21 protein-coding genes are annotated in these 21487 nt (G+C 45.4%); 17 read left to right on the plus strand and 4 right to left on the minus strand.

Annotated features, from left to right (window positions below):
• Positions 1-149: 149 nt before the first annotated feature.
• Both ACSFXN_RS13630 and ACSFXN_RS13635 read right to left on the minus strand, forming a co-directional pair.
• Complete coding sequence (locus tag ACSFXN_RS13630) at positions 150-1643, minus strand: glycine betaine uptake BCCT transporter (protein ID WP_437150647.1); 1494 nt, start codon at positions 1641-1643, stop codon at positions 150-152.
• A 109-nt stretch (positions 1644-1752) separates the two neighbouring features.
• Positions 1753-2310: an SLOG family protein gene (locus tag ACSFXN_RS13635; protein WP_437150648.1), complete on the minus strand. Its 558-nt coding sequence runs from the start codon at positions 2308-2310 to the stop codon at positions 1753-1755.
• A 152-nt stretch (positions 2311-2462) separates the two neighbouring features.
• On the opposite strand from ACSFXN_RS13635, the gene ACSFXN_RS13640 reads away from it, so the two are divergent.
• The 12 genes from ACSFXN_RS13640 to ACSFXN_RS13695 all read left to right on the plus strand — a co-directional run bounded on the left by ACSFXN_RS13640 (position 2463) and on the right by ACSFXN_RS13695 (position 13612).
• A complete protein-coding gene (locus ACSFXN_RS13640) occupies positions 2463-3413 on the plus strand; it encodes a threonine/serine dehydratase (protein WP_437150649.1) in 951 nt (316 codons plus the stop codon).
• Between the two features lie 405 nt (positions 3414-3818).
• Positions 3819-4592, plus strand: a complete 774-nt coding sequence (locus ACSFXN_RS13645) for an SDR family oxidoreductase (protein ID WP_437150650.1) — start codon at positions 3819-3821, stop codon at positions 4590-4592.
• 56 nt (positions 4593-4648) lie between these two features.
• Positions 4649-5206: a TetR/AcrR family transcriptional regulator gene (locus ACSFXN_RS13650; RefSeq protein ID WP_437150651.1), complete on the plus strand. Its 558-nt coding sequence runs from the start codon at positions 4649-4651 to the stop codon at positions 5204-5206.
• Positions 5207-5226: 20 nt separating this feature from the next.
• Positions 5227-6114 carry a 3-hydroxyacyl-CoA dehydrogenase family protein gene (locus ACSFXN_RS13655; RefSeq protein WP_437150652.1) on the plus strand — a complete coding sequence of 296 codons (888 nt, stop codon included), beginning with the start codon at positions 5227-5229 and terminating at the stop codon, positions 6112-6114.
• The gene (locus tag ACSFXN_RS13660; protein ID WP_437150653.1) at positions 6111-6890 is read left to right on the plus strand and encodes an enoyl-CoA hydratase/isomerase family protein; all 780 of its coding nucleotides are present in this window, start codon (positions 6111-6113) and stop codon (positions 6888-6890) included. Before ACSFXN_RS13655 ends, ACSFXN_RS13660 begins: the two co-directional genes overlap by 4 nt.
• Positions 6891-6903: 13 nt before the next feature.
• Entirely contained in the window at positions 6904-7308 is a 405-nt protein-coding gene (locus tag ACSFXN_RS13665; RefSeq protein WP_437150654.1) for an acyl-CoA thioesterase, read from the plus strand.
• Between the two features lie 3 nt (positions 7309-7311).
• Positions 7312-8379, plus strand: coding sequence for a phosphotransferase family protein (locus tag ACSFXN_RS13670; RefSeq protein WP_437150655.1), 1068 nt, complete (start codon positions 7312-7314; stop codon positions 8377-8379).
• A gap of 15 nt (positions 8380-8394) precedes the next feature.
• Entirely contained in the window at positions 8395-10167 is a 1773-nt protein-coding gene (locus ACSFXN_RS13675) for an acyl-CoA dehydrogenase family protein (RefSeq protein ID WP_437150656.1), read from the plus strand.
• A 10-nt stretch (positions 10168-10177) separates the two neighbouring features.
• Positions 10178-11152, plus strand: coding sequence for a quinone oxidoreductase family protein (locus ACSFXN_RS13680; RefSeq protein ID WP_437150657.1), 975 nt, complete (start codon positions 10178-10180; stop codon positions 11150-11152).
• A 21-nt stretch (positions 11153-11173) separates the two neighbouring features.
• The gene (locus ACSFXN_RS13685; RefSeq protein WP_437150658.1) at positions 11174-12115 is read left to right on the plus strand and encodes an MBL fold metallo-hydrolase; all 942 of its coding nucleotides are present in this window, start codon (positions 11174-11176) and stop codon (positions 12113-12115) included.
• Between the two features lie 135 nt (positions 12116-12250).
• On the plus strand, positions 12251-13231 hold the full coding sequence (locus ACSFXN_RS13690; RefSeq protein ID WP_437150659.1) for a zinc-binding dehydrogenase: 981 nt from the start codon (positions 12251-12253) through the stop codon (positions 13229-13231).
• A gap of 72 nt (positions 13232-13303) precedes the next feature.
• Positions 13304-13612: a DUF4870 domain-containing protein gene (locus tag ACSFXN_RS13695; protein ID WP_437150660.1), complete on the plus strand. Its 309-nt coding sequence runs from the start codon at positions 13304-13306 to the stop codon at positions 13610-13612.
• Positions 13613-13811: 199 nt separating this feature from the next.
• Here ACSFXN_RS13695 and ACSFXN_RS13700 read toward each other — a convergent pair whose 3' ends face one another.
• Positions 13812-14252, minus strand: coding sequence for a YtoQ family protein (locus tag ACSFXN_RS13700; RefSeq protein WP_437150661.1), 441 nt, complete (start codon positions 14250-14252; stop codon positions 13812-13814).
• A 63-nt stretch (positions 14253-14315) separates the two neighbouring features.
• Positions 14316-14537, minus strand: a complete 222-nt coding sequence (locus ACSFXN_RS13705) for a transcriptional regulator (RefSeq protein WP_300991160.1) — start codon at positions 14535-14537, stop codon at positions 14316-14318.
• 128 nt (positions 14538-14665) lie between these two features.
• Here ACSFXN_RS13705 and ACSFXN_RS13710 point away from each other — a divergent pair, with 128 nt between their 5' ends.
• From ACSFXN_RS13710 to ACSFXN_RS13730, 5 genes are all read left to right on the plus strand, one after another.
• Positions 14666-15832: an exonuclease SbcCD subunit D gene (locus ACSFXN_RS13710; RefSeq protein ID WP_437150662.1), complete on the plus strand. Its 1167-nt coding sequence runs from the start codon at positions 14666-14668 to the stop codon at positions 15830-15832.
• Entirely contained in the window at positions 15829-18921 is a 3093-nt protein-coding gene (locus tag ACSFXN_RS13715; RefSeq protein ID WP_437150663.1) for an AAA family ATPase, read from the plus strand. The genes ACSFXN_RS13710 and ACSFXN_RS13715 overlap by 4 nt, the downstream gene beginning before the upstream one ends.
• 306 nt (positions 18922-19227) lie before the next feature.
• Positions 19228-19440 (plus strand): hypothetical protein, encoded by a 213-nt coding sequence (locus ACSFXN_RS13720; RefSeq protein WP_300991165.1) that lies wholly within the window; start codon positions 19228-19230, stop codon positions 19438-19440.
• Between the two features lie 116 nt (positions 19441-19556).
• Positions 19557-20825: an acetyl-CoA hydrolase/transferase family protein gene (locus ACSFXN_RS13725; protein ID WP_437150664.1), complete on the plus strand. Its 1269-nt coding sequence runs from the start codon at positions 19557-19559 to the stop codon at positions 20823-20825.
• A gap of 253 nt (positions 20826-21078) precedes the next feature.
• Positions 21079-21480 (plus strand): MarR family winged helix-turn-helix transcriptional regulator, encoded by a 402-nt coding sequence (locus ACSFXN_RS13730; protein ID WP_437150665.1) that lies wholly within the window; start codon positions 21079-21081, stop codon positions 21478-21480.
• The last annotated feature ends 7 nt before the right edge of the window (positions 21481-21487 follow it).

Below are 21487 nucleotides of genomic sequence, written 5' to 3' on the forward strand. Positions count from 1 at the left end.
GGTTTTCTGTTCCGGGACCAGCTGATTTAATGTTTCCATCCATTTTTCAGACACCTCCAAAATATTTTAATTATTCTCTCTATACCCATCCTGCCAGTATTTATGCACAAAAAAGCCCCTCCGGCAATGAAACCAGAGGGGAATTGCTATTACTTTTTTGCGGGTTTGCTGTGCTTGACTTCTTCATTCAAAGCTTTGAATAAGGAGAAAATCATCAAGATTATCACAAATGAGAAAGGCAGAGCTGCCGCAATTATCGTATTTTGAACAGCAGTTAAACCGCCGACAGACAATAGGATAGCTGCAACAAGAGACTGTGCGATGCCCCAGAGAATTTTAATCTGATTGCTTGGCAAAAGTGAGCCATTTGTCGATTGCATGCCAAGAACAAATGTTGCCGAATCGGCTGACGTGATAAAGAACGTACTAACCAAAAGGATGGCGAAAATTGACATGATAAAGCCGAGCGGCATTTCGCTGAACATCGCAAACAAGGTTTGTTCAGTTGGGAACACAGTCAGATCAACTCCGCTTTTTTGAATATCGATTGCCGTCGTGCCAAAGACAGAGAACCAGAAAGCTCCGAAAATGGTTGGTGTCAATACAACGCCAACCAGGAATTCACGGATGGTCCTTCCTTTGGAAATACGGGCAATGAACATGCTGACAAATGGTGCCCATGAAATCCACCAAGCCCAATAGAAAATAGTCCACATATTCAGCCATGAGCGGTTTTCTGCATCCAGCGGTGCTGATTGGAAACTTAGGCTGATTAAGTTTTGTATATAGTTGCCAAATGTTTCAGTGAACATATTCAAAATCAGCAGAGTTGGTCCAAGAACGATGACCAGTATGAGAAGAATAACAGCGAGTACCATATTGGTGTTGGATAAATACTTGATGCCCTTATTTAAGCCGGACCAAGCTGACATGATAAATAGAACAGTCACTGCCAATATGATGATGAACTGAGCCTGTGGCCCTTGTGGCACGCCGAAAAGATAGGCGAGTCCGCCGTTAATTTGAGCAGCGCCAAAGCCGAGTGAAGTTGCAACACCAAAGACGGTAGCAAAAACAGCAAGCACGTCAACAAGTGTTCCTAAAGGCCCTTCCATTTTCTTACCGAAAATCGGCTTCAGTGTTGATGAAATTAACGCAGGTTCTCCTTTGCGGAACTGGAAAAAGGCTAGTGCCAATGCAACGATTCCGTACATCGCCCAAACATGGATTCCCCAATGATAGTAAGTGCGCTGAAGAGATTCTTTAAAAGCCTCATCGGTTCCAGGTTCAGCGGTGGCAGGCTGCACCGCGAAATGGCTGAGCGGCTCGGAAGCGCCATAAAATACAAGCCCGATTCCCATACCTGCAGAGAACAGCATGGAGACCCAGGAGATTGTCGAGAATTCCGGACGGTCCGTGTCTTTTCCTAGACGAATTTTTCCGTAAGGGCTGATGATGATAACAAAGACTAAAATCAGAATTACTCCCATTAACATCAAGTAATACCAGCCAAAGCTTGTATCGATGAAACTGCGGATGCTGCCAGTCGCTTTTTCAAAGGTTTCAGGTGCTATGACGCCAAAGGCGACAGTCAAAATAACTAAAGCAAACGTGATGTAAAATACTTTCGAAGCTTTCTTCATAATTCCTCCTTCAGGTTTTTATAAGGCATAGTTCATAAGGTTACCGAAAATAATTGTCTGGGTCAACTAATTGCCGGAAAGCGCAGAAGTTCCTGAAAGAAGAGTTTCTTCAGTCCCATTCGTTCATCTGCTCTTCTTCGGTCACTACCCGCAAGTCATCGGCAGTAATTGTCATGACTTCATAGTCATTCTTTTCAGCGTAAAGCTCAGCTTCTTTTTTAGTATATTTAGGAGAGCCGTCCATTTCTTCATCATACACAATCAGAATGCCGTCTGAATTGCGCAAGAAAAACTTGTTTTTCTCGATAAATTGCCACGGCGCTTCGTATGGGCGGTTGGTCAAGCTGCGATGGAAATCTGCATTTTCAAGAATCATCTGGTATTTTTCCTGCTTCGCTTCATTCCATTTCTTTTCCTGGTCAAGAAAAGGCGTGAGTACTGCATATTTTAATTCAGGGAATTCTTCCTGCAAATCCAAAACGACTTCTGCTGCCCATGTTTCTATCCCAAGTTGGCCGCTTATAATGACCCATTCCAAACCTTCATCCAGCAGAACACGCAAGCGATTTTCAAGCGCCTTTTTGATGTATTGGACGCCGGGGTGCTTATCGTCGAAAATTCCAAGTTCATGTTGTTTATATCCGGTAATGACCAAACGTTTCAGCATTAATAATCCTCCTTCCAAGCAGAATGCTTAGCTTATCATTCTACCTCACTCTTTCCTTTATTTGTACCCGTGCTGCACGTCTTTGAAAACTGAAAAGTCTTACTACTCGTGGTGGCTGTGATAAAATGGGGCATTATAAGGAGGGGAACTATATGGTAAACCTAAATGATGTTAAAAGAGCGCGAAATGAGATTGTGGGAATGGTCCACCAAACGCCTGTCTTAACGTCTGGTCTTTTGAATGGACGGACTGGAAACCAAATCTATTTAAAATCGGAGCATCTGCAAAAAACAGGCTCATTCAAAATACGAGGAGCTGCGAATGCCGTGAGGCAAGCTGTCAAAGAAGGGGCGGAATTCATTACAGCGGCTTCTTCCGGAAATCATGGACAAGCAGTGGCTTACATTGCCGATCACCTTGGAGTAACGGCCACCATTGTGGTGCCGGAAGACGCGAACCGGGCAAAAGTGGCGGCGATTGAAGGGTATAACGGAAAAGTTGTTTACTGCGGACTGACTTCGGCTGAACGGATTCCGAAAGCCAAGCAACTGGCAGAAGAAAACAAGGGCGTCTATATTCCACCATATGATCATCCCCATGTAATCGCCGGACAAGGAACGGTTGGCCTCGAACTGCTTGAGCAAGTAGCGGATCTCGATATCATTGTCGTTCCAGTTGGCGGCGGTGGATTAATCAGTGGAATCTTGCTTGCCGTAAAAGGAATTAATCCGGATATCCGGGTCATCGGGGTTGAGCCGGATACCGCCAACGATACATACCTGTCACTGGCGAACAAACACATCACTGCCATTTCCGGAACATCGACAATTGCAGATGGTTTGCGCACTTCACAACCCGGACAGTTGACGTTTCCTATTTTGCAGGAATATCTGGACGATCTGGTGTTAGTCACGGAGGAAGAAATCAGAGAAGCTTTTCAATTCATGCTGGAGCGGACGAAGCAATTGGTTGAACCTTCGGGTGCTGCCGCAGTCGCTGCTGTGCTGGCAGGAAAATTGGGAGTTCACGGCAAAAAAATTGCCATTGTTTTATCTGGAGGCAATGTGGATTTAACTCAAATTCAATCGTTTTTGCCGGAGTGAAAGCGGGGTTTAGTCTTTTCGTGAATGGGGAAACATAAATATTCTTTAAAACCAGGAAGGAGCGGTAACGATGGCAGAGGAAAAACAGCCGCATGAAAAGCTGGCGGATAAGTAATTAAACGTGAAAGCGGCACAAGAAGTCCATTTGCAAGACGATTTTAAAAAGGCCGATAAAGCTGCAGAGCAGCAAGACGACCAGAAAAATGAAGAATCGAAGGATAAATAATGATCGAGAAACCGGGGGATTGGTGAAGAGCCAGTCTATCGGTTATTTTTTATGAACAAAATCATTGTTTCCGCATCTTGCATTCTGAAAATGAAAGCGTTAACATAAGTTTAAGTATTCTGAACATACCAACTGGTTAGTAGTGCATCAGCTAAAGAAATGGATGGGGGAATGATGGAATGAACGTACTGGATCTTTTCAAATTGGAAGGCAAGACTGCAATTGTAACAGGAGGCGGCCGGGGACTGGGAGCACAAATCGCGGAAGGTTTTGCAGAGGCAGGCGCAAATGTAGTCGTATGCTCAAGAAAATTAGACGCTTGCGAAGAAATCAGTGAACAGTTGAAGCGGAAAGGCGTTAAATCTCTTGCGCTTGCCTGTGATGTTACAAATCCCGAAGACGTTAAAAGAGTAGTCCAAAAAACGCTGGAGGAGTTTGGCACAATCGATATTTTAGTCAATAATTCCGGGGCTACATGGGGAGCTCCTGTCCTCGATATGCCGCTGGATGCCTGGCATAAGGTTATGGAAGTCAACGTAACCGGTACATTTCTCATGAGCCGTGAAGTGGGAGAAACTATGATCCGGCAAAAAAGCGGCAAGATCATCAACATTGCGTCTGTAGCCGGCCTTGGTGGAATCGATCCGCGCTTGATGGATACTATTGGCTACAATACCAGCAAAGGAGCTGTCATCACTTTCACAAAGGATTTAGCGGCTAAGTGGGGCCAGTTCAATATAAACGTCAATGCATTAGCACCAGGATTTTTCCCGACAAAAATGTCGAAAGCGCTGATTGAACAAGGCGGCGACCGATTGCTCGATCAGACGCCATTGCGTCGTTTTGGCACGGAAGAAGACCTGAAAGGGGCGGCCTTGTTTTTAGCTTCAAAAGCTTCAGATTATGTAACCGGAGATGTAGTGATTGTGGACGGCGGCATGCATGCTATTTAAAGCAGTGTATTGAGAAACTTCCATAAAAAGCAAGATTAAGAATGGCGGGGAAAAGCATGAAAACAAAAATCAAACAGCAGAGCATACTGCTATTCGAACAAAAAGGCTTTAGTGAGACATCCATTCAGGATATCGTGGATGTTCTCGGAGTGACGAAAGGAACTTTCTACTATTACTTTCCGAGTAAAGAGCAGCTTTTAATGGATATCCATTCAAATTATATCGACGATCTGTTGAGAAGACAGCAAGCAATCCAGGAAACGGAAACGACCAATCGGGAAAAGCTGCAAGCGATTGTGGAGCTACTGATAGGCGACATTCAAGATCATGGACCGAGCGCCCGGGTCTTTTTCAGAGAAATGAGGCATTTGGCTTCCGAAAATGCAGAAAAAGTGAAGAAGAAACGGGAACAATTCCGGCTGAATATTGAAAAGCTGATTTCCCAGGGAATTGAGGAAGGGGAATTTCGGAATGAAATGCCGTCTAATATTGTGGCATTCGCCATTTTGGGAGTCACCAACTGGAGTTACCAATGGTTCAACCCGAACGGCGAAATATCCGCCGAGCGTTTGGCAGAAATTTACAGCGACCTGATATTGAACGGGATTACTTAATTTTAAGGAGGAGAACAGCGGTGAATGATTTGCAAATCCATAAAATAGCGGTAATCGGAGCAGGGCAGATGGGACATCAAATTGCGATGCTATGCGCACTTGGCGGCATTCATACAGCGCTTTTTGATATCGATGAAGAAGCTTTGATAAAAGCTCGGAAAGCATTGGAAATGCTCATGGGCCAGTGGGTGCTGAAACAGAAAATCACGGAACCCGAAAAAGTAGAGGCTTTTAATCGGCTGCAATTTACCAATGACTTGGAAAAAGCGGCTGGCGATGCCGATTACGTGATTGAAGCTGTGACCGAAAAATTAGAGGTGAAGCGTGAGATTTTCAAGCAATTGGATCAGATTGCTCCGAAACATGCCATCCTTGCTTCAAACAGTTCAACAATCGTCAATTCCCTGCTGGCAGAAGTGACAGGTCGCCCTGAGAAAGTCTGCAATATGCATTTCTTTTTTCCACCGCTGGTCATGGATTGTGTTGAAGTGGTCATGAGCGAAAAAACATCCGAAGACACTGCACAAATTTCACTTGAATTATGCAAACGGATCAACCGTACAGGAGTGTTGCTGCGGAAAGAAATTTCAGGATTTGTCGCGAACCGGATTCTCGGAGCGCTTCAAAAAGAAGCAATTCATTTGTACGAAGAAGGCATTGCCGATTTCAAGGAAATTGATTTGATTGTAAAAAAAGCACTTCGGCATCCAATCGGTCCATTTGAATTAATGGATTTGTCCGGTATAGACGTGGTTTATTACGTCATGCAACAGCAATACTCAGAAACCGGAGACCCGGCGGATAAGCCTCCTGCTTTTATCGAAGAGAAAGTAAAGGCTAGGGAACTTGGCCGAAAAACCGGGAAGGGCTTTTATGATTATAAAAAAGATGAGGTGAAAGCGCCATGACACAACTGCTGAATATTGAAAAGGTAGACCATTATGCGGTCATCACGATAAACAATCCGCCTATGAATGTCATCAGCAATGGAGTATTCAAAGAACTGGACAAAGCGTTTCAGGAACTGGGGCAAGATGAAGAAGTCAATGCGGTGATTATTACGGGACAAGGAGAGAAAATTTTTGCGGCTGGTGCGGATATCAAAGAGTTTCCGCAATTGATCGGGAAACAAGGAATTAAGAAGGAATTTCTTGAAACACATGCCGTGTTAAACCGGATTGACCATTTTGAGAAGCCGGTCATTGCCATGCTGAACGGCTTGACGCTCGGCGGCGGCTTTGAAGTGGCGCTATGCTGTGATATACGGATTGCAGAAGAGCATGCGCAAATTGGATTGCCGGAAATCACGCTCGGACTGTTTCCTGGAGGCGGTGGGACCCAGCGCTTGCCGAGGCTTGTCGGAGAAGCGAAAGCAAAAGAACTGATGTTTACGGGAGAAGCGGTTTCTGCTGTGGAAGCGGAGCGTATTGGATTGGTCAATAAAGTGGCCGCCAGTGGGGAAGGGCTGGAAACGGCCCGGAAGATGGCGAATCGCATTGGCCGTTTTTCATTGCCGGCTTTGTCGCGCATCAAAAAAGCGGTTGACCAAGGCCTGGAATTGCCGCTTGACCAAGGGATTGACCTGGAAGCAGAACTTTTTGAAGAAGTCTTCCAGACTGAAGACGTGCAGGAAGGCGTTAAAGCATTTATCGAAAAAAGAAAACCGGCATTTCAAAATAGATAAGGAGTGAAAATCGATGGCACATGACATTACAGTAAAAGTTCGTTTCAGCGAAACGGATGCATTAGGGCATGTCAGCAATATCAGTTATTTCATCTATCTGGAAGAAGCGCGGATCGAGTTTTTTAGAGAATTGGGGCTTGAAATAACAATTGATAAATGGAATATCATCATGATTTCAGCGAATTGCCTGTTTTACAAGCAAGCTTATTTTGACCAGCGCTTGAAAATCACTTCTTTTGTTACGAAAATCGGCAACTCCAGTTTCAAGATCGGCCACCGCATCACGGATGCAACAACTGGCGAATTGATTGCGGAAGGGGATGCCGGAGCGGTTTACTTTGATTTTACTACGCAAAAAAGTGAGCGGCTTCCCGACCATATCCGTGAAAAACTTGAGATGCATCTAAAAGAGGTGTGAAAAATGGCTGGGAGAATACGTGACACGATTCCTGTACGGTCGGGAGAAGAGCTGGACAGCGTCTTGCTCCAGCAGTTTTTGGAAGAGCATATAAAAGAGTTGCCGGATGGGGAACTGAAAATCCGCCAGTTTGGTACAGGCCATTCGAATTTGACTTATGCCCTCTCCATCAATGGATGGCAAGCCGTATTGAGGAGGCCGCCTCTTGGGCCGGTTGCGCCGAAAGCGCATGACATGGAACGGGAATTCAAAATCCTGTCTGCTCTCCATTCGGTTTTCCCGGCAGCGCCGAAACCATTTGTTTTCTCGCGCGATCCAGCAATCGTCGGTAGTCCGTTTTTCATCATGGAAAGGCGTTACGGCGTAGTGATTGATACAGAATTTCCAAAAGGAACAGAACCGTCAGAAGAACTGGGCCGCAAAATTTCAGAACTCATGGTGGATACGCTGGTCAAACTGCATGCCATCGATTATACCCAAACTGCACTGACTGATTTGGCGAAGCCGGAAGGGTTTATGGAACGCCAAGTCAACGGCTGGATAGGGCGCTATGAACGTTCCAAAACCGATGACATCCCCGAAGTGGCAGAATTGTCAGCGTGGATGCTTGGGAACATTCCGGAATCGTCGGAACCGTCCATCATCCATTATGATTTTAAGCTTAACAATGCGATGTTCACAGACGATTTTTCAGAACTTGCCGGCTTGTTCGATTGGGAAATGACGACAGTAGGGGATCCGCTTGCGGATTTAGGAGCGGCGATGAGTTATTGGATTGAAGCCGATGACCCTGAACTCTTGAAAACGGGTTTTGGCAAGGCTCCTGTAACGGTAGGGAAAGGGTTTTATTCGCGTAAAGAGTTTATTGCGCGTTATGCAGAGAAAAGTGGCCGGGATGTCTCAAATATCCATTTCTATTTGACATTCGCATATTTCAAATTGGCAGTCATTTGCCAGCAAATTTATTACCGGTATAAGAAGGGCCAGACATCGGATCCGCGTTTCGCCCATTTTGGCGATTTTGTCAAAAGCCTGATTCAGCATGCACTTGCAACCGCGAAGAAAACGTAAAGGGGATTGGACGGCATGGAGCATAAAACATTGACTCACCGGGGTGGAAGCTTTTTATATGAAGAAACAGATGCGAAGTCGGTTTTTACACCAGAAGATTTCACGGAAGAGCATACGCTGATTGCAAAGACTGCCAAGCGGTTTTTAGAAACTGAAGTGCGTCCCCGTAATGAACAAATCGAGCAGCAGGATTTTGGAGCTGTTAAAGAGCTGCTTGAAAAAGCCGGCGCACTTGGGCTTTTGGCACATAGCATACCGGAACGATATGGAGGCTTGGGTCTCGATAAAATCAGCAAAGGCATTGTCGGGGAAGTCTTGGGGGCAGCTGGGAGCTACAGTGTAGCGCATTCCAATCACACTTGTATTGCCACACTGCCCATTACCTATTTTGGGACAGCGGAGCAAAAAGAAAAATATTTGCCAAAGCTTGCCTCGGGAGAATTCATCGGTGCCTATTGCTTAACCGAACCGAATGCGGGGTCGGATGCCCTGGCGGCAAAGACCACTGCGAAGCTTAACGAAGCTGGGACCCATTACATACTGAATGGCATGAAAATGTTCATCACCAATGCAGCATTTTCCGATACATTCATCGTGTACGCAAAAGTGGATGGCACTGCATTTACAGCATTTATCGTGGAAAAAGATTTTCCAGGATTATCGCTCGGAGCGGAAGAGCAGAAAATGGGCATCAAAGGCTCATCCACCCGGACAGTGATTTTTGACGATTGTGAAGTGCCCGTTGGAAACTTGCTGGGGGAAGTTGGGAAAGGCCATGTCATCGCTTTGAATGTGCTGAATCTCGGGCGCTATAACTTAGGGTCTGCAACGATGGGGGCAGCCAAATACGGCCTAGAGCAAGCGGTCAAATATACGAAAGAGCGCCGCCAGTTCGGCAGAGCCATTGCCGACTTTACAGCGACTCAAGAGAAAATCGCCGATATGGCGCTCCGCATTTATGCAGCTGAATCGCTCCAATACCGGACTGCCGGTTATTTAGAGGAAGCACTTGGCGGGTTGTATGAAGCCGAAGGCGCGGCGCTCGTTGCAAAACGAATGATGGAATATGCCACTGAATGTGCTGTCTGCAAAGTGTATGGTTCCGAGACGCTGGATTATATTGCCGATGAAGCGCTGCAATTGCATGGAGGCTACGGTTTTATCAAGGAGTATAAAATTGAGCAAATGTACCGCGATTCGCGCATCAACCGGATTTTTGAAGGCACCAATGAAGTCAATCGCCTGATCATTCCAGGCAATCTTCTAAAAGCAGCTGTGAAAGGCCAAGCACCGCTTACAGAAGCGGTCAAACAGGCAATGTCAGAACTCAAGTCGCCGAAAGTGGAGTCGATTGGCGTTATTTCCCGGGAAATAGAGGCGGTCCGTGCCATACGGCGAGTGTTCCTGCTGTGCGCAGGAGCTGCCTACGAGACATATGGAAGCGCACTTAGTGAAGAACAGGAAACATTGATGAAACTTGCGGACATTGGCATCACACTGTTTGCAGTAGAATCGGCCGTGCTCAGAACAGTAAAATCCGTTAAAGCACAAGGTGAGGAGTCAGCGGCCTTTAAAATACAGCTGGTGAAATCGCTAGTGGATGATGCGTTATTGGAAGTGGAAATGAATGCCCGAAAATTGCTTCAAGGAACTGTTTCAGAAAAAGGTCTTCACGACAATGTACGGGTGCTTTCGGGTGAACTGAGCCGATTGCAGCGGGCAGGCGGAAAAGCGGCAAAACGAGCCATTGCAGAAAAAATACTGGCTGCAGAACAATATATTTCCTAGGAGGAACATGATGAAGATTATTAAATTTGAACAGTTCGGCGGTCCGGAAGTCTTGCAGTGGACGGAAGCCGACAAGCCGAAGCCGGCAGAAAACGAAGTGCTGATCGAAGTGAAAGCGAGCGGCGTCAACTATGCTGATACTGCAAGGCGTGAAGGGAAATATGTAGTACCGACGAAGCTTCCGTATGTGCCCGGATCAGAAATCGCCGGCGTTATTGTGGAAACCGGAAGCGGCGTAAAAAAATTCCGGAAAGGAGACCGGGTGGTGGCGTTGATCGAATCCGACGGCTACTCCGAATACGCCGCAGCAAATGAACAGGTATTAACACTTATCCCGAACGGAGTGGATGATGAACAAGCGGTCGCTTTGCCGCTTCAAGGCTTGAGCGCTTATCACATCCTGAAAACGATGGGGCGTCTGGAACCGGGGGAAAGTGTCTTGATCCATGCGGCTGCCGGCGGAGTGGGCACGATTGCGGTTCAGCTCGCGAAGCTATTCGGAGCGGGAAAAATCATTGCGACGGCAAGTACCGAGGAAAAGCTTGCCCATGCTAAATCCATGGGAGCGACACATCTAGTGAATTACTCCGAAGACGGCTGGATGGACAAAGTAAAAGAAATCACTGAAGGCAAAGGCGTCGACGTAGCGCTTGAAATGGTCGGCGGTGAAGTATTCAATCAGACAGTAAAATGTCTTGCTCCGTTCGGCCGGCTGGTGATTTTCGGTGCGGCAAGCGGCGAGCAGGCAACGTTCCATCCCGGCCAGTTGATGCGGAAAAATCAGTCCGTTATCGGCTTTTTCCTGCCGCAGATCATGCGCAAACCGGAATTGTTCCAAAGCAGCTTTAAAGAACTGCTTGGCTACATGGCGAACGGCGATTTGAAACTGACAATCGGTGGGACTTATCCGCTTAAAGAAGCAGCAGAAGTACATCGATTATTGCAAGGGCGAAAAACCATCGGCAAACTGGTGTTAAAACCGTAATTTCTGGAAAGAAGGGGTTACATGCTTGACCAATTAGGGATTGAGGCGGTCCGCATCGAATTGCCATTCCGCTTGAACCATGTTAATTGCTTTATGGCAGAAGATGAGACGGGCTGGACGATTATCGATGCTGGATTGAACAATGACTATACGAGAAAGTTATGGGAGCAGTCCATTGGAAAGCGGAATGTGACGAATTTGCTGATCACCCATTACCATCCGGATCATTTCGGATACGCCGGAGGACTTCAGGAAAAGACGGGAGCAAAAGTGTCAATGACGAAGACAGATGCCGATTTGGGTCTGTCTTCTTGGGAGTCTCGTTTTTTAGAGACGATGCCTGAGCATTACAGCATCTCTGGAGTGCCGGATGAAATGTCAGAACAAATGGCGGGCAATACCGCAGGTTTTCAGAAGCTTGTAAATCCGTTGCCGAAAATTGGCCATTATTTCTCGGAAGGCGAAAAAGTCCAGATTGGGCTCTTTGAATACGAAGTAATCTTTGCGCCAGGCCATTCAGACGGCATGGTGTGCTTTTATAATGAAGACAAAAATGTGCTGCTTTCCGCAGATCATATTCTTCCGAAAATCACGCCGAATATTTCTTATTGGTACCATGGAAATAAAAATCCGTTGGCATCTTATTTAGCATCCTTAGACAAAATAAAAAATCTGGATGCCGAATTTGTGATCCCGTCGCATGGCAATCCGTTTTACGGAGCCAATAGCCGTATTGAGGAATTGAAGAGACATCACGGCGAGCGGCTCGAAGAAACGTTCGATGCAATTCAAGCAGCTTCGACAGTCTACGAAACATGTGAACGGCTTTTCAAGCGGCCGTTGACAGTCCATGAAATGCGTTTTGCGGTAGGAGAAACACTGGCTCATTTGGAGTTTCTGCGCCATGCCGGAGAATGTGAAAGGGAAATAGAGAATGGAGTTTGGCGATACAGAAGCTGCTAGCTGAAGCTGTGCAGCCGGAACGATGCCAATATAAAAAGGCGTAACTGTTTAAAAAAGGCTTTCAAAGGAAAAAGCATCCTGAGAACTGTTAAACTGAAGACAGGGTAAGTTGATAACAGAGGAAGGGTGATGTAAGTGAAAGCATTTGTCATAGAATCTGGTGAATTGAAAGTGAAAGACATGAAGGAGCCGGAATTGAAAACCGGCGAAGTGGTGGTTGCGTTAAAAACCGCAGGCATCAACCGGCGCGATTTGGGACTGCCGAAGCGTTATGGCAACCGGCCGGAAGCGCTCATCATCGGCTCTGACGGAGCAGGCATTATTGAAGCCGTAGGAGAAGGAGTCAGTGGACTCTCCGTCGGAGATGAAGTGATCATCAATCCGGCGCTCCGTTGGTATGAGAATAGTGATGCCCCTCCGGCGGAGTTTGATATTCTTGGGATGCCTGACCATGGAACATTTGCTGAAAAGATAGTGTTGCCTGCGGAACAAGTTGAGAAAAAGCCTGGGTATTTATCGTGGGAAGAAGCTGGTTCTTTGGCGCTGGCAGGCTTGACAGGATACCGGGCGTTGTTTACAAAAGGCTCAGTGAAAAAAGGGGATACGCTTTTTATTCCCGGTGCTGGCAGCGGTGTCGCAACGTATTTGATTCAATTTGCTAAAAATGCAGGTGCCCGGGTAATTGTCACTTCAAGAAGCGAGGAAAAAAGAAAACACGCACTTGAAATCGGGGCGGATCTTGCCATTGCGACAGACAGCGATTGGAATCAGGAACTGGCGGATGAAACCATCGATCTCGTGATTGACAGTGTTGGTGCAGCAACATTCAACCGGTCGTTGGATGTCTTGAAAAAAGGCGGCCGCATTGTCATTTTTGGTGCTACAACGGATGACAACGTCGATTTTAATCTTCGCAGTTTCTTTTACGGGCAATACCAATTGTTCGGTTCAACAATGGGCAGCCGCGAAGAACTGCGCGATATGCTTTCTCATATGGAAGAGCACAGCACCCATCCAGTGGTCGACCAGGTTTTTGATCTGGAAAATGCGCAGGAGGCGTTTGACCATTTGAGCCGTGGAAAACAATTCGGCAAAGTCGTTTTGCGCATTAAATAATGTTCAACTTTTGAAACTTTTCAGCCAGTCAACCGTAAATGTATTATTAGAAAAAGACTGGAGATGAATGTAATGGAGAATACCGGTTTGAAAGTACTTGTCCATGCCAGTGCGTTCTTTGCCCCATTTTTGGTGCCGTTTATTGTGTTTCTCATTACCGAAGACCGAGAAGTGAAAAAGTTATCAATCCAAGCTTTGCTGTTTCAAGTTGTGATGAGTGTCTTGTTGTTTATTTCGTTCTTGCTGATGTTTGTTGTCATTGGAATTCCGATGCTAATCATTTTCGGCTTAATGACAGTTATTGTGCCGATTATGGGCATTATCAGAGCATTGAACAATGACAAATTTGATTATCCGATTGTTGGATCTTGGTACCAATAAAAAAAGCCTTTTGAGGGCTTTTTTTATTGGATGAAGTTATGGAGGTTCTTCTAAAAGCGTAATTTAACCTTCACTGGGCGTATTTCAATATTGATGGAGCGTATTTCTCGAGTTATAGAGCGTATTTCAAGAACTACTGAGCGTATTTCCAGAAACAAAGACAAAAACCCGGCCATCCTCACAGATGGCCGGGTTTCTATTATTCGAAAATATAAGCCAAAGCTTTAAGCGCCTGGTCGACAGTTTCAACGGTGGCGCTTGCTTTGTTCGACAGTTCTTTAAGAGGATGATGCAATTTTTCTGGACGAATCAGAATGAGCGGTTTGCCGGACGCAATTGCGCTGCTGGCATCCATTGCTGTGTTCCATTGTTTGTACTGCTCACCGAAAAGGGCAATGACGAGATCCGCTTTGTGCATCAGTACACCGGTCCGGAGATTATTGAAGCTTGATGCGGCTTCGTCTTTGAAAACAGCATTCGGCTGTTGCCCCAAAATTTCCTCGCCAATATTGTCTGAACGCTCATGGTTCTCCATCGGTCCGACAAAATCAATCGGCAACTTTAACGCCAGTGATTTTTTCTTGATTTCTTCACGCCACGAACTATGAATTTCTCCAGCAAGATAAACAGTTAATCGCATGGTGCTACCTCCCAAAATCCATTTCCTTCAGTGTATCATAAGACGGAATTGGGAGGGCATCTATCAGATTATTTGGCGCTCTTTGCGCTCTACCGGAATCAATGAAAGCACATTTTCTATTTTGAACGTGCGTTTTTTGTTCCGGAGAAAGCAATATGCTTGAAACGAGTCGCCGCTTACTTTTAAAATTTTTATGCGGCGTTTGCTGAAGCTTCCATCGTTCGCCATATACATCATATCGATTAGTTGCTGATGCTTAAAAGCTTTAAGAATCTGTGCTTTCATCAATTTTCACTCCCTTAATAGAACGTTTGTTCTTATTATAGTCCTAAAAATTGTAGAAAACAAGCAAATCGTTTTCATGTATAATGGAACGAACATATATTCTTTTCAATGAAGAAAGGGGCATGACCATGAAATTTTTCCATACCGCCGACTGGCATTTAGGCAAACTTGTCCAAGGCGTTTATATGACAGAAGAACAGCGTTTTGTTTTAAAACAGTTTATCGCCGCGATTGAAGAACAGCGGCCAGACGCAGTGATCATTGCGGGAGACTTATATGATCGGGCAGTTCCGCCGACGGAAGCTGTCAATCTGCTGGATGAAGTTCTGGCGAAAATTGTTTTGGAACTGAAGACGCCTGTATTTGCTGTAGCCGGAAACCATGACAGCCCCGGACGTTTGAATTTTGGAAGCCGGGTCATGAAGATGAACGGCATCCATATCGCCGGCCATGTCCAAAAAGAGCACGAACCGATTGTATTGGCCGATGAATTTGGGGAAGTGCATATTCATTTGATTCCCTATGCAGATCCATCTATGGTCCGCCATACGCTTGGTCTTCCGAACATTAAATCACATAACGATGCGGCAGAAGCCATCGTCGAAAATATAAAGCAAAGCCTGAATCCAGAAGCTCGCCATATTGCAGTAGGACATGCATTTGTGACACCTCACGGAGAGCGGCAGGAAAATACCAGTGATTCGGAGCGCCCGTTATCGATTGGTGGAGCGGAACATGTCGATGCCGGCCATTTCACAGAATTCCATTACACGGCGCTCGGACATTTGCACCAAGCGCATCATGTGCTGAATGAAACCATCCGCTATTCAGGCTCGCCATTGAAGTATTCGATTTCAGAAGAGCGGCATCAAAAAGGATTTCTTATCATTGAAATGGATGGCAGCGGCAAAGTCGCCATTGAAAAGCAATTGCTTAATCCGAATCGGGACATGCGAACAGTGGAAGGGTTTATGGAAGACATCCTGCGCCATGAAATCAATGAAGATTATGTATTTGTGAAGCTGCTCGATGAAACGCCGATTTTGTATCCGATGGAAAAGATCCGATCGGTTTATCCGAATGCGATGCACGTCGAACGAAAAAGCTTTGGTCGGACATCTAGCAGAGGCGGTGTGGAATCACGCCGCGAAATGGATCCGATGGTTTTATTCAATGCTTTTTATGAAGAAGTCAAAGGAGAAAAAGCGACGGAAGAAACCGAAGTGATTTTCAAAGAAGTGCTTCAGGAGTTTTTGCGCGAAGAAACTGACGAGAAAGAAGGGGTAAAACAATGAGACCCTTAAAATTGAAATTGACTGCTTTTGGGCCTTATAAGCACACGGAAACAATTGATTTCGCTGATTTAAAAGGCAATCAGCTGTTTGTTATTTCCGGCAGCACAGGTTCAGGGAAAACAACGATTTTTGATGGTATCTGTTTTGCTTTGTACGGCGCTGCCAGCGGCTCAGACCGTGCTGAAACGCGTCATTTAAGAAGTGATTTCGCGGAAGATGGAACGCATACCTGTGTGGAAATGGAATTCGAAATACATAAAAAAACTTACCGGATCCTCCGCCAGATGAGCCATGTCAAAGCAGGAAACAAAAGCGCGACAGGTGAGCGCTATGAATTTTTCGAGGTGACGGAAACCGGGGAAACGCCATGTGTAGAACGGCAGATCGTATCGGAAATCAACCGGAAAGTCGAAGAAATCATTGGGCTGACGCAAAACCAATTTAGTCAAATTGTGATGCTGCCGCAAGGCGAGTTCCGCAAACTGCTGACTTCTGAAACAGATAATAAGGAAGAAATTCTGCGGAAAATCTTTAAAACTGAGCCTTATAAAATGATCACGGAACGATTAAAACAAAAAAGAGATGTGGCGGCTAAAGCTCTTCAACTGGAAGAACAAGTTTTGGCCGGACACATAGGCCGCATCAAAGGACAGTTGACCGAACGCGATTCTGAGCTGTTCGAGCTGTTGAGCCGCGAACATTATAACGTTAATCAAGTGCTGACAGGACTTCAAAGCGAGGCAGCCTTTTATCAGGAAAAGATGCTTCAAGATGAACAATATTATTTAAGCGCCTATAAAAAGCATGATGAGAAATTGAATGCTTTCCATGAAGTGAAAAAATGGAATGACCGCTTTAGTGAGCTGGAAGAAAAAACACAGCGCCTCGAAAAAGCGAATGAACAGTTGCCGGCAATTGCCGACCAAGAACGGCGCCTGCAAAACGCTGAACGGGCGAGTTTTATTGAAGGAATAGAAAACTTATATAAAGAGTTGAAAAAAGAAGCAGCTCAGAAACAACTTTTACTGGAGAATGCGCTGAAAAGTGAACGAATAGCGCAAGAGAACTTAGCGCAAGCAGAAGCTGCTTTTGAAATAGAACAAAAGCGGGAAATCGAACGCCAGCAAGTTCACCAGCAAGTGATCGAGTTAGAAAAATTATTGCCGGCTGTGCAGGAATTGGATGGGAAAAAAGCGCAACTGCAACAGCTTCAACTTGCAGCCCAACAATCTGAAAAGAAACTTCTGGCCATACAAAACCAATGGCATGCTGAAAGAGAGGCTTGCAAGTCACTGTCTGAAAAGATGGCAGCTCTTGATCAAAAGCTGGAAATCTTTGATGACAAGAACATAAGGCTTACTGCCTTGAATGAACAATGCCGTGTACTGAAGGAACTGCTCACCGTTGAGAAGAATTGGCTGCAGCAGCAAGAAGAGCATCAAGGGAAAGAAACTGCGTACCAAGAAGCGGCAACAGAGTATATCCAACTTGAATCCGCCTGGTTTGCCAATCAAGCACAGGTGTTGGCGGCTGCTCTTCATAATGGGGATGCTTGTCCGGTATGCGGCAGCCTCGACCATCCAGACAAGGCCGGCGGCGTCCATCACATAGCAGTTTCAAAAGAAGAACTGGACCGCGCAAAAGCCGCAAAGGATGTAGTGGACGGCAAATACCGGGATGCCTTGGCGAAATTGAATGCTTTGGCTGAGCAGCTTGAACAGAAAAAAGAAGAAGCGAAAAAAATTGGTTTAGATCCGGTTATGGCAAACAGTGATTATCCAAAAATGGAACAAGAGAGAAGTGTGTTGGAACGGGAAATGGCCCTGCTGCTGGCAGACAAGAAGAACTTGCGTGCCTTAAAAGAAAACTTAGCCAGCCAAACAGCAAAAGCTGAAAAGCTGGAAGCTGAAAAAAACTTGCTTGCTGAAAATGTGCAAAAACAGCGGGCGGAATTCGAGACAGCAAAAGCGGTTTTCGAGCAGGGATTGCGGGCCATTCCGGAAGAAGTTCGGATACTGTCTGTACTGCAGGAAAAAATTAGCCAGGCTATCACGAAAAAAGGACAGCTTGAAAGCCTTTGGGGAAAGGTTCAGCAAGGCCTTCAAGAAGCGAAAGAACAGTTTACCTCTGCAACGGTAAGTGTGCGGCACGCACGAAACGCGGCTGCAGAAAGCATGCAGAAAACAAACAATGCCGGCCAGCAATTTGAAGAAGCGCTGCAAAAGTCCGGCTTCGATTCGGAGCAGTTCTATCAGCAAGCCAAACTTTCAGAATCAGGACGGAGCTCTTTAAAGGAATCGATTCAAAACTTTAAGCAAAACCTCCATACATTGAAGGAACAAGTAAAAGAATTGCAGGAAATGCTTTCTGGACGGGAAAAATCTGATTTGAGCCTGCTTGAAGCTGAGCTTAGCCAATTGAAAACAGAGTACGAAGCGGCACTGACAGTTTGGAATCAGTCGAAAGATTACAGAATTTCAGCACACAGTTTGGCAGAAAACATTGCAGAAGCCCATGAAAAAGCAGAGCAAGCTGAGCAGCAATTCAACCGGATTGCGGACTTGCATGATATGATCCGTGGACAAAATGGCATGCGGATTTCGTTCGAGCGGTATTTGCAGATTGAATATCTGGAACAGATTATCGAGTCAGCGAACGAGCGGCTGAAAAATTTGTCGAATGGCCAATTTTATTTGATTCGCAGTGACCGACAAGAAGCTCGCGGCAAACAAAGCGGCCTTGGCCTGGATGTATATGACGCTTATACCGGACAGACCCGCGATGTGAAAACCTTATCGGGCGGTGAAAAGTTCAATGCATCGCTGTGTTTGGCACTGGGCATGGCTGATGTAATCCAAAGTTTCCAAGGCAATGTAGCGATTGATACCATGTTCATTGATGAGGGATTCGGCTCGCTCGACGATGAATCATTGAACAAGTCAATTGACACGCTGATTGACTTGCAGAAGTCAGGACGCATGATCGGGGTCATTTCGCATGTCCAGGAATTGAAAGCGGCGATACCAGCCATTTTGGAAGTGAGAAAATCGAAAGAAGGCTTTAGCCAAACGAAATTCCTGATTAAATAACAAGGTTAGACTGTCATCTCCTCTTCCTTTGTTTAAATAGCCTCTGAATAGTGAATGGTAACAATAACAGGGGAGTTCGGAAGGAAGATGTGAGTGGATACAATACTCTATTGTGGTTTTACAGCAGCGTTCCTGGAATTTTATGTCCTTTATATACCTGGTGCTGCGTGTCCTTGTTTATGCCAACTAGGAAGTGCAGTGCCAATTCCAGTGTAACGAATGCCTTTGAGTTAATCCTGCTGTTTACGCTAGTCTGGACAAAAGTTCATCTGGAGTCAGAAGAACGAAATTAAAGGAGCCAAGAATATGAAAAATTTTTCTTTTAAAACACGGATGATTTATTTCGGAGTAATCGCTTTTGTCAGTTTGGCATTTTTCGCTCTGCAATTATATGCGCATCTGAATGGTCCAGGAGGAACCGGCTCGGTCGTCTTGCTGATTTTATGGGGAATAATGGTTGTCTTTGGGATAGCCGGAATCGTTTATAGTGTGGCCAAAAAGGACCGTCATCCGAAGTGACGGCCTTTTTTATTTTGCAGAAAAAACGGAATAAAGTGGATACTTTGGATTCGTGGGAAATTTGGAAAAGCTATGGTAAAGTTTAAGAAGATTTCAAAATCAGGAGTGAAAATGATATGACGAAATTGCTGAATCCTCAAGAAGTAATTGGATTGATTGATCAAGAGGCGGACATTATTATTCCCATAGCAAATGGCGAGCCGGTCCGTCTGCTTGATATATTGGAAGAAAACGTGGACAAATTACAGGGCGTGAAAATTCATCAAATGCTGGCTCTGCGTAGCCGCCCATATATCCAAGGTGAATACGAGCAGCTTAAGCACGTTTCCTATTTTCTGAGCGGCGCAACCCGAAAAGTGTATCAACAAGCGAAAATGGAGCTTGTTCCCAATAATTTTCATGAAGTTCCGCGTATGCTTCAGAAAGTGACGAAAATGTCGATGATTATGACGGTAGCTTCTCCAATGGATGAGCATGGCTACTTTACATTTGGTACACAAGCGGACTACGTCTCAGAGTTTGTCGGCAAAGTGCCATTTATCTTGGAAGTCAATGATCAAATGCCAAGGACTTACGGACGCAATCAAATCCACATCAGTCAAATTGCTGGTTTTGTGGAACATAATGCGCCATTGACTGAAGAACAAACGGCTGCGGTGAGCGATAAAGATTTATTGATCGCTGCCTCCGTCATCGAAGACATCCAAGACGGCGATACGCTGCAGATTGGAATCGGCTCTGTTCCCAATGCAGTCATCTCGATGTTGAAGGACCATCGCCATCTCGGCATCCATACGGAAATGCTTCCGGACGGCATCGTAGATCTTGTTAAAGCGGGGGCAGTCGATGGTACTCGGAAGTTCACGAACCCGGGAAAAATTGTGGCGACGTTCGCGTACGGATCAAAGAAATTATACGACTTTATCGACAACAACCCGGTAGTCGAATTCCTGCCGGTGAGCATTGTGAATGATCCGCGTGAAATTGCTAAAGAAAAAAATATCGTTTCCATTAATGCGACGACTGAAGTGGATTTGTTTGGGCAATGCGCTTCCGAAACCGTAGGCGGAAAATACTATTCTTCAAGCGGTGGCCAAATTGATTTTGCACGGGGTGTACGGTTTGCGGAGAACGGAAAAGGTTATATCTGCATGCAGTCCACTGCTAAAAACGAAACCATTTCACGGATAAAATTGCAGCTCGCACCTGGATCAGTAGTGACGACCGGAAAAAATGACGTTGACAGCATTGTAACGGAATACGGCATCGCACGTCTCCATGGTATGTCCATATCAGAACGGGCTAAACGGCTGATTGCCATCGCCCATCCGAATTTCCGAGAAGAGCTGCTGTTTGATGCGAAAAAGAACGGCATTATAATTTAATAGAACAAAAAAGGAGTTGTCCCAAAAGTAATTTGGGACAACTCCTTTGCGACGAAGCTAGCGCAGCGATGCAGGTGCAATGCAGGAGCAATGGTATTAACCTACGCTTTTTTAGAAGCAAGGGGCTGTCCAATAAGTCTGTTATTAGACTTATTGGACAGCCCCTTTTTTATGAACAACCAGGCATGCTTCTTTACTAAGGATAATAAATCATATATACTTACCTAAGTAATTAATTTGGAAGGGAATGTTTATGCAGAATTTACTGTTCCATGAAATTCATCAGAAGTCACGATTGTCAGTTAAAGAAGTAAATGAGGCGTTGAAAGAATTTGATTTGTATAGTTCCCAGTGGTCGATTCTTTTTTGCTTAAAGCAATTCAGTTCTATGACGCAAAAAGAAATCTGGCAGTATTTGAATGTAGAAGCTCCCACGGTTACGAGAACTTTAACGAGGCTGGAAGAAAGTGGATGGGTTATCCGGAAAGAAGGAACAGATAAGCGGGAACGCATCGTTCAATTGTCCGCACGGGCAGAGAAAGTTGTCCCGGAAATCGAAAAGCGGGTTTTAGAAGTGGAAGAGAACCTGGTTTCTTCTTTATCGGAAGATGAGCAGAAGCTGCTGATTGAACTGCTTAAAAAAATAAAGAAATAAGTGTCAG

Origin of the sequence: Planococcus sp. 1R117A, from assembly GCF_051417975.1 — a bacterium.
In the GTDB taxonomy this organism is placed as follows: Bacteria; Bacillota; Bacilli; order Bacillales_A; family Planococcaceae; genus Planococcus; species Planococcus shenhongbingii.